This is a genomic window from Catenulispora rubra (assembly GCF_015356825.1).
Taxonomy (GTDB): domain Bacteria; phylum Actinomycetota; class Actinomycetes; order Streptomycetales; family Catenulisporaceae; genus Catenulispora; species Catenulispora rubra.
Genome location: NZ_JAACYW010000278.1, coordinates 1 through 15,216, shown reverse-complemented (window position 1 = coordinate 15,216; position 15,216 = coordinate 1). Strand labels below are relative to the sequence as shown.

Annotated in this window: 18 protein-coding genes; 1 reads left to right on the top strand and 17 read right to left on the bottom strand. The window is 69.1% G+C overall.

Annotation, left to right across the window (positions count from 1 at the left end; genetic code table 11):
* Nucleotides 1–283: 283 nt before the first annotated feature.
* The 3 genes from GWK61_RS43820 to GWK61_RS43810 all read right to left on the bottom strand — a co-directional run bounded on the left by GWK61_RS43820 (nt 284) and on the right by GWK61_RS43810 (nt 1,295).
* Nucleotides 284–490 carry a hypothetical protein gene (locus GWK61_RS43820; protein WP_194918223.1) on the bottom strand — a complete coding sequence of 69 codons (207 nt, stop codon included), beginning with the start codon at nt 488–490 and terminating at the stop codon, nt 284–286.
* Between the two features lie 152 nt (nt 491–642).
* Nucleotides 643–1,047: a hypothetical protein gene (locus GWK61_RS43815; RefSeq protein WP_194918221.1), complete on the bottom strand. Its 405-nt coding sequence runs from the start codon at nt 1,045–1,047 to the stop codon at nt 643–645.
* Between the two features lie 8 nt (nt 1,048–1,055).
* Complete coding sequence (locus tag GWK61_RS43810; protein WP_194918220.1) at nt 1,056–1,295, bottom strand: hypothetical protein; 240 nt, start codon at nt 1,293–1,295, stop codon at nt 1,056–1,058.
* A 117-nt stretch (nt 1,296–1,412) separates the two neighbouring features.
* Here GWK61_RS43810 and GWK61_RS43805 point away from each other — a divergent pair, with 117 nt between their 5' ends.
* Complete coding sequence (locus GWK61_RS43805) at nt 1,413–1,910, top strand: hypothetical protein (RefSeq protein ID WP_194918218.1); 498 nt, start codon at nt 1,413–1,415, stop codon at nt 1,908–1,910.
* Between the two features lie 70 nt (nt 1,911–1,980).
* Here GWK61_RS43805 and GWK61_RS43800 read toward each other — a convergent pair whose 3' ends face one another.
* From GWK61_RS43800 to GWK61_RS43735, 14 genes are all read right to left on the bottom strand, one after another.
* Nucleotides 1,981–2,526, bottom strand: a complete 546-nt coding sequence (locus GWK61_RS43800) for a hypothetical protein (RefSeq protein ID WP_194918216.1) — start codon at nt 2,524–2,526, stop codon at nt 1,981–1,983.
* 351 nt (nt 2,527–2,877) lie between these two features.
* Complete coding sequence (locus tag GWK61_RS43795; RefSeq protein ID WP_194918214.1) at nt 2,878–4,338, bottom strand: relaxase/mobilization nuclease domain-containing protein; 1,461 nt, start codon at nt 4,336–4,338, stop codon at nt 2,878–2,880.
* Nucleotides 4,335–4,766 (bottom strand): plasmid mobilization relaxosome protein MobC, encoded by a 432-nt coding sequence (gene mobC / locus GWK61_RS43790; RefSeq protein WP_194918212.1) that lies wholly within the window; start codon nt 4,764–4,766, stop codon nt 4,335–4,337. The genes GWK61_RS43795 and mobC overlap by 4 nt, the downstream gene beginning before the upstream one ends.
* 274 nt (nt 4,767–5,040) lie before the next feature.
* Nucleotides 5,041–5,676: a hypothetical protein gene (locus GWK61_RS43785; protein WP_194918210.1), complete on the bottom strand. Its 636-nt coding sequence runs from the start codon at nt 5,674–5,676 to the stop codon at nt 5,041–5,043.
* Between the two features lie 5 nt (nt 5,677–5,681).
* The gene (locus GWK61_RS43780) at nt 5,682–6,431 is read right to left on the bottom strand and encodes a PP2C family serine/threonine-protein phosphatase (protein WP_194918207.1); all 750 of its coding nucleotides are present in this window, start codon (nt 6,429–6,431) and stop codon (nt 5,682–5,684) included.
* A 201-nt stretch (nt 6,432–6,632) separates the two neighbouring features.
* Nucleotides 6,633–8,618, bottom strand: a complete 1,986-nt coding sequence (locus GWK61_RS43775) for a DUF3987 domain-containing protein (RefSeq protein ID WP_194918205.1) — start codon at nt 8,616–8,618, stop codon at nt 6,633–6,635.
* A gap of 190 nt (nt 8,619–8,808) precedes the next feature.
* Nucleotides 8,809–10,305 (bottom strand): DNA cytosine methyltransferase, encoded by a 1,497-nt coding sequence (locus tag GWK61_RS60145; protein ID WP_194918204.1) that lies wholly within the window; start codon nt 10,303–10,305, stop codon nt 8,809–8,811.
* Nucleotides 10,302–10,637 carry a DUF4031 domain-containing protein gene (locus GWK61_RS43765; RefSeq protein ID WP_194918201.1) on the bottom strand — a complete coding sequence of 112 codons (336 nt, stop codon included), beginning with the start codon at nt 10,635–10,637 and terminating at the stop codon, nt 10,302–10,304. Before GWK61_RS43765 ends, GWK61_RS60145 begins: the two co-directional genes overlap by 4 nt.
* Nucleotides 10,634–11,575, bottom strand: coding sequence for a hypothetical protein (locus GWK61_RS60140; RefSeq protein WP_194918199.1), 942 nt, complete (start codon nt 11,573–11,575; stop codon nt 10,634–10,636). The genes GWK61_RS43765 and GWK61_RS60140 overlap by 4 nt, the downstream gene beginning before the upstream one ends.
* Nucleotides 11,572–12,168, bottom strand: a complete 597-nt coding sequence (locus tag GWK61_RS43755; protein ID WP_194918197.1) for a hypothetical protein — start codon at nt 12,166–12,168, stop codon at nt 11,572–11,574. The genes GWK61_RS60140 and GWK61_RS43755 overlap by 4 nt, the downstream gene beginning before the upstream one ends.
* 97 nt (nt 12,169–12,265) lie before the next feature.
* On the bottom strand, nt 12,266–13,246 hold the full coding sequence (locus GWK61_RS43750; RefSeq protein ID WP_194918195.1) for a hypothetical protein: 981 nt from the start codon (nt 13,244–13,246) through the stop codon (nt 12,266–12,268).
* A gap of 53 nt (nt 13,247–13,299) precedes the next feature.
* The gene (locus tag GWK61_RS43745) at nt 13,300–13,527 is read right to left on the bottom strand and encodes a hypothetical protein (protein WP_194918193.1); all 228 of its coding nucleotides are present in this window, start codon (nt 13,525–13,527) and stop codon (nt 13,300–13,302) included.
* Between the two features lie 71 nt (nt 13,528–13,598).
* Entirely contained in the window at nt 13,599–14,450 is an 852-nt protein-coding gene (locus GWK61_RS43740; protein WP_194918191.1) for a hypothetical protein, read from the bottom strand.
* A gap of 5 nt (nt 14,451–14,455) precedes the next feature.
* Complete coding sequence (locus GWK61_RS43735; RefSeq protein ID WP_194918189.1) at nt 14,456–15,181, bottom strand: hypothetical protein; 726 nt, start codon at nt 15,179–15,181, stop codon at nt 14,456–14,458.
* Nucleotides 15,182–15,216: the final 35 nt, after the last annotated feature.

Below are 15,216 nucleotides of genomic sequence, written 5' to 3'. Positions count from 1 at the left end.
CTCCCCCCGCCCCCGGTAGCCGACGCACTGACAACACTGGCCAAGACCGCGCTGGGCAAGCTCTAGGGGGAACGAAAAAGCCCAGGTTAGACAAAGTCTGACCTGGGCTTTCGCGGAGCCTCCTATCGGAATCGAACCGATGACCTACGCATTACGAGCCCGCCGTTTCGTCGCCATGAGGCTTCCACCTGCAACGATGCCGCAGGTTGAGCCACTCATTCCACGGTTGACCAGCGGTTTCACGCGTCCCTCATTCCACGTTTCATTCCAGAAGTCGGAAGCGTCAGGGGTCGATGATGTCGCCGGGGTAGAGGTACAGCACGCTGGGGTTGTGGTTGTGGGGGCCGTATCCGACCTTTCCCCGCACGTACAGTCGTGTTCCCTGGCGTGGCCAAGTGCCTTCGAACCATGTGTCCTGACGCTGCCCTGTTTCTTGCCATACGACGATGGCTTTCGTGCCGGTCCGTGCACGCTGGTAGACCTGCTTCACACGTATGGGGTGGTAGCCGACGCGCTGGCTCGGGGTGGCATCGAGCGGGGAGTGCTTCGGACGCCGGCGTCGCTGAACGTCCCTGGCGACGTAGACCGCAACGCATGCGCCGGCGACCAGTCCGGCAAAGTCCCCCAGAGTGCCCGGGCCAATCACGGGAGGCTCTCGATCTCGACCCCCGGGAACAGCGCCCGAAGCGCGTCAGGAAGGCTCGTGACGACCGGCCACCCACGCTCAGCGGCGTAGAACGCGACATGGCCGGCGGAGGTGGATGCGGTGGGGAGCCTCTCTGCGCGCAGCAGGCCGCTTGCCAACGCGTCACTCTCGTCCAGTGCCTTCACGGTCACCATGGGGAAGCGTGCCACGAGCTGAAGCAACTCGCGTCCGGCGGGACTCTCGGTTTCGGCGATCGCGTCCGAGAGCGCGGTCGCGGGCACCAGTAGCTGGATCATCCTTTGTCGGGCCGTTTCGAAGAGTGCCCGCATGTAGAGGCTGCCAGCTGCTGCCTGCGCGAGCGCACTGGAGTCCAGGACACGTCCGCCCATCAAATCAGTCACGTGGGCTCCTAGTCCTCCTGGACGCCGAGCGCGTGCCGCGCCCAGCCGTAGTGCTCAGGCGCTGGGCGCTGGTCGTCGCCGAACAAACGGGAAAAGACAGCCTGAACGTCGGTGGCCTCTTGCTCGCGACGGAGTAGGTCGGCGATGTGTCCGGAGACAGAGTTGATCTCCCCCAGATCCTTCTTCTCGCGCAGTTCGGCGATCAGGTCAGCGGGGAGGCTGATTGCAAGCTTTTCGGTTTCGGCCATACCACGGTTATACCGCCCTCTCGGCCCGCAGCGAAGGGGTTGATGGACACGCCAGGCTGCGCCAGCGTGGATGGTGTACGTGGCTCCAGTCAGGAACACGGCTCGGGAAGAGGGAACGTGCGAATCACCATCGACACAGAGACGGACACCTACGACAACGCGCTTGCCGCACTTCGGGCAGCCTTTGGCCGACCTGACGATAAGCGGGAGGAGTCGCCGGTCCCGGTACTGCACGATGGGCTCAGCGCCGAGCTGCTGCTAGGAGACTGGAACGAGCAGAGGCTGTACGCGCTCATAGCGGGATTGATTCCAAAATCCGCCACAGTGCTGCGTTGCATCGCTGAGAACGCGCCACGGATCGTAGTCGCTGAAGTCCTTGACAAGATCAACAGCAAGGGCGTTCCGCCGCAGTGGGACGTCAATGAGCTGGGCGGTGCGGTGAACAGTTTGAAACGCAGCGTAAAGAAGCAGCTGGTGTTTCCGGCAACGCTGGTGAGCCGTGACAAGGACGCCTACGTCATAGACATCCGCGTGGCACGGGGGTTGCTCAGGGCCTTTCGCGCCCTCGACGCAGAAGATGCTGAGCAGGGGGAGGCGAATGGTGTCCGTCGGTAGGCCCTCAGCTGCCCCGAACTCTGAACGGCCCGTTCGAAGGCGATGACCTCGGACAAGGCTTCGCCTCTTGTCAGTCCGGGAGATCCGGGGCCGGCACGGCATCACGCCCTGTGTAGTTCGCGCGGTGATTCTCGGGAGGCATGTCCGGACGGGGAAAACCGCGCTTAGTCCACCATTGCCGGTCGCAGCACGGGCGGGCGCACAGCCCATCGCGCCGCTCTCGGTGGTGGACCAGGGCGTCCGCCAGGTCGAGTAGGTGACCCGTTCGACCGTTCCCTCCCGTCATCGCCTCGGATTGATGGATCCACCACCAGAAGCTAGGCATGTCATCTCGCCTGGCTGCCTCGGCGGCCTGCTCGCAATGGAAGTTGTAGATGGCCACCATCTTCTGAAGCCGGTCAGCGCCGAGAGCAATGAAACCGTCTACGGCTGTCTCCAACAGCACTGCGGTCGCCTCAGGGCTTTCGCCGCGTACAGGAAAACGTGGCGGGGTCTCAGGGCTCTCATTCAATACGAACACGAATTCGTGGCGGGTGAACCCGCCTACCAGCTCTGACAGCGCCTTCCGGCGCAGGGGCTCGCAGCTGGTCTCGGCTGTTCGATTCGAAACGCCCATTACGCACCTCTCCACCGGTTCCCGGCCCCACCTACGTGACTAGGTCAGGCTGAGGTGGTCCGATGGACAAATCAAGACACTGCCAGTGGTGACACTGGCAGTGTTGATATCGATGGTTCTGGCACTTCGAAGGTCGATTGATCAAGAAGGGAATCGCTCAAAGGTTGCATATAGGGCTATTCGACTCCCGGGTATCTTCAGGACATACACTGCGAGTGTTGATTTTGACGGCCCGATAGCGGCGTCGATAGCCGTGAAAGCGTGTCCTCGACGCTGAACCTTTACCTAGGCTTTGCCGTGGTGCGGGCAGAACTGAGGCGCCGGCCACTGTCGTGCGGACCGAAACCGGCATCACCGGCCCTTCTCGCGGACTGCGTCTCGCGATGAGAGCGCGGTCGGTCGTTGTATCTCCGATGGCGGCTGACCACGAACTACTGCGGCTGCGAAGTCGTGGTGCGCAATTCGGGTGAGACGTTGTGCGGCGAGCGGCTCATTGCGCGCGGAGTGCGCGGAGGCGATGGCTTCGATGAGGTGCAGCGTGATCCAGAACATGTGCCGCATTGCGGCCTCGTTCTTCTTGCGGAGTTGGGCGTTGGCTACGACGGCCTGCACGCCGTGAAGCCGCATCACCGGGCCGGTACGAAGGGGCCTTGGTCTGCCGCGGCGGGTTTGCGCTGATCGGGCCAAGGCGTCGGCAGCGGCGGCCATTGGCCCAGGTCCGCTCTCGAAGCGGGTCGCTAGCGCGGCGAATATCCCGGCTGACTCCCGCGCTGCCGCCGCCCAGGTCGCGGTGTCGCCAGCTGCCGTGCCGGCGAGGTGGTTGAGGACTTCGGCGACGCGCTGCGCAGCCTGATCCCAGGTTTCGGCGGGAAAACTCTCGGCTTCGCGGCCGGGGCGCTGTTCGGTCGGGTGGGTCCACAGCACGACGGCGGCCTGGCGCTGTTCGACTGTGTCCGGCCACTGCTGGCGCAGGCGAGGCAAGGTGAGGTCGCGAGCGAGTCGGCCGCCGCCGAACCAAACGGTCGGCTCGTCGTGGTCTGGGCGGAGGGCGACGGAGTAGCCAACGACCTCGACATTGCTGCCGTCCGCGAAGCGGGGACGGCAGCCAACGTCAGCGGCGCGCAGCCGGCGCAGAAACTCGGCCTCGTCGACGGACGCCGATGCAGCTGCGCGCACGGTGCGGCTCAGGGTCTGCCGGGCAGGCTCGGGCTGGTTTTTGCGTTGAGCGATCTCCTGCTCGGCGCGGGTTAGGCCGGGCAGGCCTGCGCCGCTGCGGCCTTCCACCACGGCCAGGCCGAAGTGGCGCTCCAGGTCAGCAGCGACCTTGGACATGGTGCGCCGCTCGTTCCACACGGATGCCTTCGTCCCGTCATCACGGATCAGGGAGGCGACCAGGTGGATGTGGTCGTTGCCGGCGGTTGATAGTCCGTGGTGGATCGCAACCCAGCGGCATCCGGCCCGCCGTTCACTCATGGTGAAGCCCATGGCCGACGCGGTTTCGCTGGCTACCTCGACCCACTGGGCGTCGGTGAGTTGGCGATCGCCGGCGGGGATGGCGATCGAGGCATGCCAGACGTGGCCGCCGGGGAAGGACGTGCCGAACAGGGCGTGCGGACCGTTCAGGTCATGGCCGATCGCGATGACCTCATTCCGGTTCGTTGTTGTGGTTAGGCGGGTTCCGGCTACCAGTCCGAGCACATCGTCGGCGGCGATGACACGCTGGTTGGTGTGCTCGTTATGGCGCCCGGCTCCGAATAGGTAGCAGGTCAAGCCAACAGGCGTACTTCCGCGCTCGGAGATCTTCACGATCACGGCTCGTCGCCCTCCTCGTCGGTGAGCGCAGGCGGTGGGGTCGTTTGCGCGATCTGCGCTTCCACCCGTTGCGCGGCTCGGACGACCGCAGCGAGGGCGGCACCAGTCTCCGGTTTGAACTGGCCGGTTGAGTTGGCGTGGCGGGCGAGTTGGTTGACGTTGGTACTCAGCCGGGCGAGCAGTAGCCGGATCCCGATCAGCTCGCGATAGTGCTGTCGCCGCTCGGGCACGGCCGCCGGGTCGTTTTCGAGGGACTTCTCATGCAGCATCCGCGGCACGCTTATACCGAGCCGGTTGGCCCTGGCGCTCAGGTCGCTGTACTCATCATTGGTGAAGCCGATATTCACCTGATTGCCGCGCCCGCCGGCGACCCGGGTCCGACGGACGGGCTTACGCGGCCGTGGAGCCGGTTGCTCGGGAGCGGTCATGTCCGATCCTTCGGCGCAGCGCAGCGACTCCGCAGCGGCGGAGCTGGGTCCGTCGAGCGCCTCCTAGTCGGCGGCAGGCGCCAATCACCGTAGGTGATTGAACATCTTGCTCCGCTGGATTCGGTCGCGCGTGTGACGCTACCCACCGCTGTAGCCCTGTTGCCTGCGGGCTTCGAAGGCGATCTGTTCATCGAGTTCTCCTCAAGAGTGGGGCTGGTCGGCCCGCCGCCAGAGCTGTCTGCGTGAAGCGTGAGTCCTGGCGGCGGGATTGCGGTCAGGCCAGCAGGGAGTTGGTGCCGGTTGTCATCCAGTGCGGATTCAGGTCGGCGAAGCGCGCGCTGAAGTTCGGGTCGGGACTGAGGGTGCTGTTGTCGTGGTACCGGCCGGTTTCGGGGTCGGCCACGCCCCAGTCGCCGGGCACGGAGGCGTCGCCGAGAAGTACCGTCCACAGGACGGCGTCGGTCGCCACGACCTCGTGGAATTCGTGGTGGGCCATGGTGTGGTCGCCGCCGGGCAGCTGGGTGTAGGGCTGCATCGTCAGGGCGCCGTCGTCGGTGAATCGCCACAGTTCGGCGTTGTAGGCGGCGCTGTTGTCGTGCTGCAGGGCGATTGACCGCATGTGGGACCAGCGGTGGTTGTGGGGCCAGCGTCGGTCGAGGTCGCGGATGTCGGGGGCGTGCCAGGCGTTGACTTTGATGGTGCGGCCGGGGGTGCTGGTGAGGGTGATCTCCAGCTTGGAGACCTCGCCGCGGACGTTGGGGACCAGGCAGATCCCGCGTCGGCTGGCCAGGGCGGCCGGCGTCAGCTCCGGCAGGTCAGGTGCGTGGGTGCGCAGGGCCGCTCTGGCCTGCTCCAGCACGGTGTCGGGCATGGTGTAGCCGGGCAGCAGCGGGTGGTTGGTGGTGGGCATCGTGGTCAGCCTTCTTCCTTGGTCGTTGCGGTCGGCGGGGCGAGCACGACGACGGTGGCGTCGTCGCGGTAGCCGTCTTCGTCTATGTCTGGGGCGGCGGCCAGGGCCTCGGCCAATGCCTGCGGGTCGTCGCTGTGGGTGCGGGCGATCTCGGTCATGCGTTCAGGGCCGAGTGCGTCGTGGACGCCGTCGCTGGTGAGGATGACCGTCAGGTCGGCGTCGACCCGGGCTTCCCGGATTGCTGCAGCGGAGGCGGTGGCCAGGGAGACGCGCATGAAGGCGTTGCCGAAGTCCATGAGATCGGCCGAGATCTCCAGGCCGGTGTGTTCGCTGCCGCGGGCTGCGAGCCAGGCGGCCATGGTCTGGTCGGTGGTGACCTGGGTGAGGGTCTGTCCGTCCCAGGACCAGCCGCGGGCGTCGCCGACCCATCCGATCGAGGCTCCGGCGTCCCACATCACGGCCACGACCGCGACGGCGTCGGAGCGGGCGTCGTCGTCGGTCTGTGGGAAGGCGACGAGCTCGCCGGCGGCGGTCAGCCCGGAGAAGACCGAGCGGCGTGCGGCCATGCGCGCGGCGACTTCGGCGAGCAGTCGGGCGGTGTGGCCGATCTTCTCCGAGGATCCGGGGGCGTCGGTGACGCAGGCCGCGGTGACCTCGTCGGGTTCGTAGCGGTAGACGAACGAGCCGTCGCAGCACCACGGGCGGGTGCCGCCACGCTGTGCCGTGCCGACCCGAGGGACGTACTTGGTGGTCATGGGATTCTGCTCCTTTGGTTGGCGCCCCTTACGTTTCGGGGCGTGGACGGGGTGTTTTAGTCGGCCGATGGGCCGCCGCGTCGCCGCAGAATCCGCAGAATTGATTTCTGCGGATTCTGCGGCGGTGCGGCAGGGGTGTGGGCTCCGCATCGCCGTGGTCCGTTGACCTTGATCCGTCACGGTGTGTGACGGATGTAAGGGTCAGGTTCCGATGTCGGGGTGGGTTTCGTAGGTGGGTGCCGGCGGTCGCCCGCGTCCTGCGATTGGTGCTTCGGGAAGTCGGCGGATGTAGCCGTGACGTTCAAGGACAGACAGGGCCGCGTCCATGTCGGTGATCTTCGGGAACCGGCTGCGGGACATGGAGCTGAAGGGGTCCCGGGCGGTGAACCGGTCGGTGCCGGTGCGCTCGATCCAGTCCAGGACGGCGCGGGCCCGCACGATCGTCTCGTCGGTGGACATGAGGTCGAACGCGGCCAGGGCGTGGGCGGTGTAGTAGTCCATGATGGCCAGCGCCGCCTCGATGGTGGCGCGGTTGATCGGCTTGCCCCAGCCGTCGCGCAGGTGCTCGGCCAGGTGCAGCAGGCCGGCGATCCGGGCGGCGGCACCGACGGCCTTGCCGGACCATTCCCGGAGGCCGGACAGCGCTTCGCCGTCGCGCATCCTCTCCTCGTAGTCCTTACCCGCGGCGTCGAGGAGTTTCTCGGCCTCGGCGTCCAGGACGAGCTCGGCCACGGTGGTGCGCTGGAACATGGTGAGAATCAGCGAGGTCATCGTGGCGTCGTACTCGGCGCCGATGGCGGGGTCGGCCGGGTCCGGCTTGGTGTTGCGGTACCCGATCGCGACCTCGGGGATGGTGAACAGCCACCGGGCCAGCAGCCCGCGTCCAGCCGCGCCGGGAATCGCCGCCAGCGCCGAGAGGGCCACCGGCTGGGTGCACACGCCGATGGTCAGCGCGGGCTCGTCGACCATGTCGGAGCTGCGGGTGGTGCGGTTGACCTTCAGCTCGGATCCGGCGTGGCCTTTAAGGAACACGTTCATGGCCGGGGCGCCAGAGGTGTGGCGCCCGGCCATGATGTCGAAGATCTCTGATTCATCCGACAGGATCGCGAACCGGCCGCCGTTCTGGGCCAGCAGCGTGGCCAGGTTCGCCGGCGACACGTCGTCGGTCATCAGCTGCGGATCGTGCGGCTCCGGCGTCTCGGCCAGCTCCCGCGCGGCCTCGCGGGCGTCGGCCTCGGCACCGGCACGGTCGGCCAGGCTGGCCTTGGCCGCGGCGGTGGCGGTGCGCGCGGCGCGCTCCTCAGCGATCTGCCGCATCGCGCGCTGCTCGGCGTTGCGGGGCCGGGCCGAGGCGACCAGGTCCTTCTCGGCCTTCTTCAGCGGCCGGATCATCGCGTTGAACACAGCGGTCTTGCGAGTTCCCGGCGGCAGCGCACTGATCGTGTACAGGTTCACCGGCTCGGTCCATTGGCCTTTGCGCACCACGACTTTCGCCCGCCCGCCGCAGGCGGCCGACAGCGCCGACAGGGCGACGGTGCCGGCCAGGTCCATCGGCGTCTGCGTGTACTCCGACACCGAGGCGACCTGCATGGCCAGCCACTTGGGCAGCACCTGGCCGGGGAACTCCGGCAGCTTGGCCGCCGCCGAGCCCAGCGGCGCGGGCTGGTCCCAGCCGCGCTTCTCGGTCTCGACCAGGGCGGCGTATTCGGTGCGGACGCGGGTGCGCAGCGGGTCGTCGATCTCTGCTGAGCGGCCGATTTGCACCAGCCGGGTGCCGGCCTCGATGACCCGGCGGGCGTAGGCCTTGTCCAGCACGATCTGCGCCCACCACCCGGCCGATCCGGCCGTCGGCACCGCGGCCATGCAGGTGTGCAGGTACGGCGCGCCGCCGAGCCGTTGCAGCTCGGCGCCGAGCGCCTGGGCGACCACCAGCGGGTCGGCCGGGCGTCCGGCGTCGGCGAGCTCGGTGATGGCGTTGTAGATCTGCTCGTGGGCGGGCCGGTAGAAGTCGGCGCCGGTGAGCATCGGCCGCACCTCAGCCAGGGCGGCCGGGGAGAGCATCATCGCCCCGAGGACGGCCCGCTCGGCGTCCTCGTCCTTGGGCAGGGACCATTGCTCGGGTCCGGGTTCGCCACCGACGTCGCCGTGCCAAGGCTCGGCGTCGGCGTTCTGTGCGGTGTCGGTCATGATGGGGTGGTCCCTTTCTCGGCGGTTCACGTGCTGGAACAGGGCACCGGTGCGCGGCGTGTATTGACGGGTAGGCGCCGCGCACCGGGCGGGGATCAGGAGGTACGGCGGTGGGTGTGGCAGCCTTCGTCGGCGGCGGCGCAGCTGATGTGTGTCTTTTTGCCGGTGCAGGCCCGGTCCCGGGTTCGGGTCATGCCAGCACCGCGAGGGCTTTGCCACCGAGCCATTGGGCGACGTTGGCCGGGACGGCGTTGCCGGCCTGCATGGTCTGTTCGCCGCGGTTGCCGTGCACGATGTAGTCGCGGGGGAAGCGCTGGGCGAGCAGCTGCTCGCGCGGCTGCAGCATCCGGTAGTGGCATTCCTGGACCGACGGCGCGGGACGGGCCAGCCCGGCCGGGTCCACGGTGGCCATGGTCAGCAGCGGCTCGTCGGTGGTCTTGGTCAGGCCTTTGCGGTAGGGGATGACCAGGCCGTGGTGGTTGCCCTGCGCGGTGACCGCGGCGATCGGTGCCGTGACCGGGGAGGCGGTGGCGTGGTTGCGGTACTCGACCACGAACGCATCGGCGGCGTCCGGTGGGATCGCCAGGGCCTCGCATTCGGTGCCGGTCTGGGTGCGCAGCGGCCGGTCGGTCAGGTACGGGGTGGTGTTCCAGGTGCCGCCGCACGGCACCACCACCGCCTCCCCGATCTTCCCGGTCCGGGTCGGCAGCGGGCCGGTGCCAGGGTCAAAGGCGCGGCCGTCGTGGCCCTTGTGGTTGACGGTCACCACCATCCGCCGCTTGCCGAGCATCGCCAGCCCGGCTTCGATCCGGGCGACGGTGGTCGCCGCCAGCGGGCGCATCTTGCGCTCGGCGCGCTCGCCGATCAGCACGCCGCGGTCGTCCCAGTCGATGATCGAGGCGGCCGGGGCGACGTAGGGCTCGACGACCGCGTGCCGGCACCTGCTGCCGTTGGGGCAGCGGTAGTCGTACTGGTCGCGGTACTTGCCGATGTTGCCGTACCGGCGGGTGACCGGGGTGTCCTTCCAGTACTGGATGGCGGCCACGTTGGTCTGGCACACCGGGCACCAGGCGGTCGGGCGCGGTGCCAGGTCCGGCAGCGGCAGCCCGTCGGCGACGAACATCCCGAAGTACCGGTCGCGCCACTGCGCTGCGGGGTCGTTGCCGGCCCCGCCGATATGCGCGGCGTTGACGGAGACGGCGACGTGCCGGTAGCCGAGCACCCTGAAGCCCTGAACCCACCAGGAGTACAGCTCCCAGTCGGTAGCGAACTCAGGCACGTTCTCGTACATCACCACCTTGTAGCGGTGCACCTCGGTGGCGCGCAGGATGTCGTAGGCGGTGGCGCGGGTGCGCTCGAACCCGGTCTGCGGCACATACCCGAGCTCCTGGATGCCCTCCTGGCCCGGAATCCCGGGGCTCTTGCGCGAGCGGCGCTTGCGCCCTCCGGAGGGTGATCCCTCGGTGCAGATCGGCGAGGCCCACAGCACGTCGGTGTCCGGCAGGCGCCGCATGTCGTAGTGGTCCATGTCCGCGCACAGGTGCTCGGCGCCGGGGTGGTTGGCGGAGTGGGTCTCGATCGCCCGCTCCCAGTGGTTCGCTGCCAGCTTCAGCTCCATGCCGGCGTTCACCAGGCCGGTGGAGGATCCGCCGGCACCGCAGAAGATGTCGGTGAAGGTGACGCTCACGATGTGCTCCCCTCGGCCTGGCGGCGCGTTTCGTAGCGGGCGTTGATGATCGCGGGGAGGTCTCGGTAGGACACGGCGACCGCGCCCAGGCGGATCGCCTGGGCCCGCTTGGACGCGGTGACGTCGTAGTGCCAGTTCTCGGCGGCCCGGGTGCCCGGCGCCGCCTTGGGCTTGCCGTTGACGGTGGGGTCTTGGAACCATTCGCGGCGCAGGCCGAGCCGGTCCGCGAAGGCGTGCAGCTCGGCGGCGTCATCAGCGATGAGGTGGGACCAGCGCGCGTTGAGGCCGCCGACCGTAGCCGGGCATCCGAGGTCGTCCACGTACACGGTCACCGGTCGGCCTCTTCCTGGTTTCGCGGGCCGGATCCAGCGGGTGTGGTGGTGGCGATACGGCGGATCAGGAGGGCGAGGCGGTCCGGCCGTCCCGGGTTGGTGGCGGCGCGGGGTCGGCCGGTGCGCACGTCGATGTCGCTGCGCCAGTCGGTGACGCGGGCGTGCGCCTCCTCGCCGAGGGCGACGTGGCGACCGCTGTTCGGGGCCAGGATTGGACGCAGCGGCTCCAGGTCCTTGAGGGTCCAGCCGATCAGGCTCCTGCCCTCGATCGCGGCCCGGAGTCTTTTCGCGCCGGGCTCGGGGTCCAGCTGCTCCTTGGTTCTCTGCCCGGCCTTGGCCGGGCGGCGCAGGACTGTGGCGTCGAAGACTTTGCGGCCGTCCGCAATGTCGAAGGCGAGCACAGCGATTCCGGTGATCGGATGCCGCTTCCCGGACGGTGTGGTGCCCTCGGGCCGTACCTCGGCCGCGGTCACGGCAAGTGCTGCTCCGGCGGCGGCCATGGTCGCCGCCCAGCGGGCCGCGGCGGCGCGGCGCGCGCCGTGGTGGGCCTGGTAGCCGGTCAGCCGGGTGATGTGGCGGCAGCACCGGCACAGGTACCGCGGCTCGATGTTCTTGAGCAGCTGGTCGTCGAGCGGGTAGCGGGGTAGCGCCTGCTCGCTGAACGCCCCGCACTCCTCGCAGCGGTATACCCGGTTCTTGGTGCGCTTGGCGTCGGCGGCTTCCAGCTGCGTTGCGGACGCGGTCGAGGGCAGGGAGTCGCTGAGCCGGTACAGCCTGAACTGGTCGTCGCGGCCGCGGGCGTGCCAGTTCTCGGCCTGCACGATCCCGGCGACCTCGCCGCCGGGGATGCGCGGCAGGTCCATCGCCGCCAGCTGGGAAGCGAGCAGCAGCCCGTCGGGCACTTCCCACCAGCCCTCGTACACCGTCGGGCCGTTCACCGGGCGCTCCGCAGGGATTCCACGACCGGGCCGGCCTGCCGGTTGACGATGTCGGCGACCGCGCGCACCGAGGCCTTGGCGTCGGCCAGGGACACGGTGCTGGCGGGGGTGTCCGGGTTGGGGGTGGGCAGCATCGACTCGGCGAGCGGGATCAGCAGCCGGGTGGTGGTCAGCAGCAGCGCCCGGGTGTACTTGGGGTCCCAGAACGAGCCGTGCTCGCTGAACGGGGAGGTCTCGGTGTACCAGTCGCCGAAATCGTGCAGGCCCAGGTAGCTGGGGAACAGCGGTTTGAGCGCGCGGTGGTTCAGCGGGATGGTGACCTCGATGGCGTAGTTGCCGTCGCCGGACTCATCGGCGGTGATGCGGATGCCGTTGATGTCGTTGCGGATCTCGGCGTAGCCGGGGACCATGATCGGGCCGGTGGCGTTTCGCCACGCCGCGGCGGCGTACTCGACCGGGGGCGCCACGGTGTCGTCCCAGGTGTCGCGGAATTCCTCGGCGCTTTTGCGCAGGTAGGCGCCATAGCGGGAGACGCCGTCGGAGGCGCGCGAGCGGTCGGACGCGTCGTCGATGGTCACGAGCGGTTCGGTCATGATGGGTGGTGTCCCTTCCTGAAGTGATCGATGGGCTGGGATGCCGGTGCGCGGCGGCGTGTCTTGGCGGACTTGAGGCGCCGCGCACCGGGCGGGATCAGAACTTGGCGTGCTGTCCGGTGTTGCCGAGGCAGGACCGCTCAGCCAGCAGGTCCAGGACGTCGCCGAGGCCGGTGGTGTTCTTCACGCGGTGCTCGTGGTGCTGGCCGCAGCCGCCGCACGCGGCGATGACCAGGCCGACGTGCTCGGTGTTGGAGTACTCGACGCCGTTGACAGTGCGGGAGCGGTGGGCCAGGAACACCCCGTTGCCGAGGAAGGCCAGGGCATGGATTCGGTCTGCTTCCTGGTCGCCTTGGCGGTCGCGGCCGTCGGGCAGCGGGTAGCCGACCCAGGTGAGCATCGGCGGCTCGACGTCGGCGATGCGGAAGTCGCGGCGCCACCATCCGGCGGCGGCGCTGGCGCGTTCGCGGCTGATGCGTTGCTGCTCGGCGTAACGCTTCGCCTTCGCCCGGGCGTTGGCGGCGGCCTGCCATGCGCGGCCTGTCTGAACCATGCCGGACAGGGCGGCCAGCAGCTGCTCGCCGCCGGGCACCGGGCCGATCGCCGCCGAGCGCTGGTAGAACCGCTCGTTCTCAGGGCCGTTCTCCGGGGTCATGCCGATCTCGGCCAGGCCGGACTTCAGCTTGGCCAGGTTCGCCACGAGGTGCGGGTCGATGTCGCCGAGCCGCTCGTACAGCTCGTCGGCCTCGATGCGGTCGGCGGTGTCGAAGGCGGCGACGACCGCGGCGCGCAGCTGCGGGGCGTCGAAGACCGGTTCGGCGGCCGGGCGCCGGTAGTAGCGCCTGCCGTTGGTGTTGAACGGGGTCATGTCGATCTCGGCCAACACGGATCGGGCGGCGGCGTTGGTGCCGAGGCCGGGGTTGACGGTGGCGATGCGGGCGAGCAGTTCGGTGACGGGCAGCTGTTCGTCCGTGCCGAACGCCTCCAACACCAGCAGCCGCAGCGCGGTGGCCTCGTCCTGCTTGTCGACGTCGACGTCGACGTCGACGTCGACGTTGTTGGGGTTGGTGATGGTCATGTTGTGGTTCTCCTTCGTGTCGTGGTGCGGGTGGTCGTCGGGTTCAGCGATCGTCAGGTGAGCGAGGTGAGGTCTTGGCCGCTGGTCGCGAGCGTCAGCGCGCCGGCCAAGCGGTGGAGGTGCTCGGTGTCGTCGGTCTCGGCGAGTGCGTCGATGACCAGCAGCAGCAAGCCGATCGCTTCCTCGGCCAGGAATCGGGTGTAGGCGGTCGGTCGCGGCTCGTCGGCCAGGTGGTACTCGATCGCCACAGGCACGAGGCCGTCTCGCGCAGGGATGGGCATGGGTTTCGGGTTCCTTCCGGGTGGGCGGCCGGTCACCGGGTTCGGTGGCCGGAGGATTCAGGTGGAGGTGGTCATGCCGTCATGCGCAGCACGCCGAGGGCCGCCGCGAGGTCAGCGAAGTCGTCGACGGCGGCCGGGGCGGGCTCGATCTGAAGCCGGGGCGCGGCGTCCAGGGCATCGCGGGCCGTCGCGCTGAGCGAGTCCGCGGCGGCCGGGCCGGGCTGGTCCATCGCCGTAGCGGCAGTCGGGCTGACGGTCATGAAGTGCCGGCGTCGGGTGTCGCGTTCGGTCTTCAGCGCGTCGTATTCGGCGGCGTCCAGGCGCAGCTCGGCGCGCTTGGTTTTGCCGAGCTGCCGGAGCTTTTCTCGGTTGGTGGCGCCTTGCTCGCGCAGTGCGGTGACCTCGATGGCGGTTTGGCATTGCATGCCGACGACGTTCGCCTCGTGGTCCCGGTCGGCCTGCCGCTCGGCTGCATCCTGGCGGCGGATGCCGCGCGCAAGCCACTGGCGCCGGGTGAACACCCAGCCAGTGACGGTCGCGACCGCAGTGACGATCAGCGGCTCGGACATGCCGGCCGGGTAAGCCATCATCCCGATGCCCAGCGCTGCGGCGGTCAGGGATCCAGCCGTGCCGACCAGCACCGCATCCTTTGTCGCCGCGGCCCAGGCGGTGATGGCCGCGCCGAGGATCATCGACACGCCGATGGCGACCATGTCGCCGTTGCTGTGCCGGGCTCCGTGATCCGGCCAGTGCCGGGCCAGCACCAGCATGGTGGCGGTGACCGCCGGCGAGGCCAGCGCGAGGGCGGCTGAGGTCGGCGAAACCGGCAGCCGCCGGCGGATCGTGCCCGGCTCGGCCGCGGCGGTGCCGTCGACGGGGTGGACGGTGCCCGAGAGCGGCTGCTGTGTCATCAGCTCGGTCATGAGGTTCAGCCCTTCCGGGAGCCGGTGGTGGTGTTCGGGCCCTGTGAGTCCAGGCGGAACGGGGCGCCGGGGTGGGTGCCGGCCCAGTGGGCTGCGGCGCGGCCCACAGCGGTGTCGGCGTCGCGCAGCCCGGTCTCCGACGCTGCACAGCGCGGGCAGCGCCACCAGGACGCGCCGGGGTTGCCGCCGACCGCCAGCGTCTCGCCGAAGCTGCGGTTGTTGCGGGCCCGGGCCTGCGCCGTGGTGGTGGTGCGGGTTCCGAAGGCGCCGCGGATCCAGCCGCGCATGGCCTTGTTGACCGGCAGGCGCTTGCCGCCGATCCCGAACAACCGCAGCACCGTCGGCGTCTTCTTCGTGGTCTTCTTCGCCTTGCGGTCGGCCGCGCGCCGGTTGGCGGCGGCGCCGTAGGCGGTGCGCGCACCCGCGCCGGAGGCGGCCGGGCGCCTGGCGGCCACCGTCTGCCCGGAGGTGCGGGCCGGACCCGGCTTCGGCGCCGCGGCGACCACCTTCTTCGCTGGCGACTTCGCCGCGGTGTTTGCGGCCGGGGTTGTGGCGCGGCCAGTGCCGTTGCAGCGGCGGCACGGGCGGGCTTTGCTGGTCTTGGTTTTGCCGTGGGTGCCGATGCCGGAGCAGGTGGGGCAGTAGCCGCGCTTGGCGTTGGTCGCCGGCGCGAGTTTGGTGGCGACGCGCAGCTGCTTGCCGCCGAGCTGCACGGTCTTGCGCTGAGCCATGTCGGGGTGCTCCTTCATCGGGCATGGGTGTGGCG

Excerpts from the sequence above, each read along its gene's own strand:
- GWK61_RS43810 (WP_194918220.1), bottom strand. The coding sequence starts at position 1,295 with ATGGCCGAAACCGAAAAGCTTGCAATCAGCCTCCCCGCTGACCTGATC.
- GWK61_RS43800 (WP_194918216.1), bottom strand. The coding sequence starts at position 2,526 with ATGGGCGTTTCGAATCGAACAGCCGAGACCAGCTGCGAGCCCCTGCGC.
- mobC (WP_194918212.1), bottom strand. The coding sequence starts at position 4,766 with ATGACCGCTCCCGAGCAACCGGCTCCACGGCCGCGTAAGCCCGTCCGT.
- GWK61_RS43785 (WP_194918210.1), bottom strand. The coding sequence starts at position 5,676 with ATGCCCACCACCAACCACCCGCTGCTGCCCGGCTACACCATGCCCGAC.
- GWK61_RS43780 (WP_194918207.1), bottom strand. The coding sequence starts at position 6,431 with ATGACCACCAAGTACGTCCCTCGGGTCGGCACGGCACAGCGTGGCGGC.
- GWK61_RS43775 (WP_194918205.1), bottom strand. The coding sequence starts at position 8,618 with ATGACCGACACCGCACAGAACGCCGACGCCGAGCCTTGGCACGGCGAC.
- GWK61_RS43755 (WP_194918197.1), bottom strand. The coding sequence starts at position 12,168 with ATGACCGAACCGCTCGTGACCATCGACGACGCGTCCGACCGCTCGCGC.
- GWK61_RS43750 (WP_194918195.1), bottom strand. The coding sequence starts at position 13,246 with ATGACCATCACCAACCCCAACAACGTCGACGTCGACGTCGACGTCGAC.
- GWK61_RS43745 (WP_194918193.1), bottom strand. The coding sequence starts at position 13,527 with ATGCCCATCCCTGCGCGAGACGGCCTCGTGCCTGTGGCGATCGAGTAC.
- GWK61_RS43740 (WP_194918191.1), bottom strand. The coding sequence starts at position 14,450 with ATGACCGAGCTGATGACACAGCAGCCGCTCTCGGGCACCGTCCACCCC.
- GWK61_RS43735 (WP_194918189.1), bottom strand. The coding sequence starts at position 15,181 with ATGGCTCAGCGCAAGACCGTGCAGCTCGGCGGCAAGCAGCTGCGCGTC.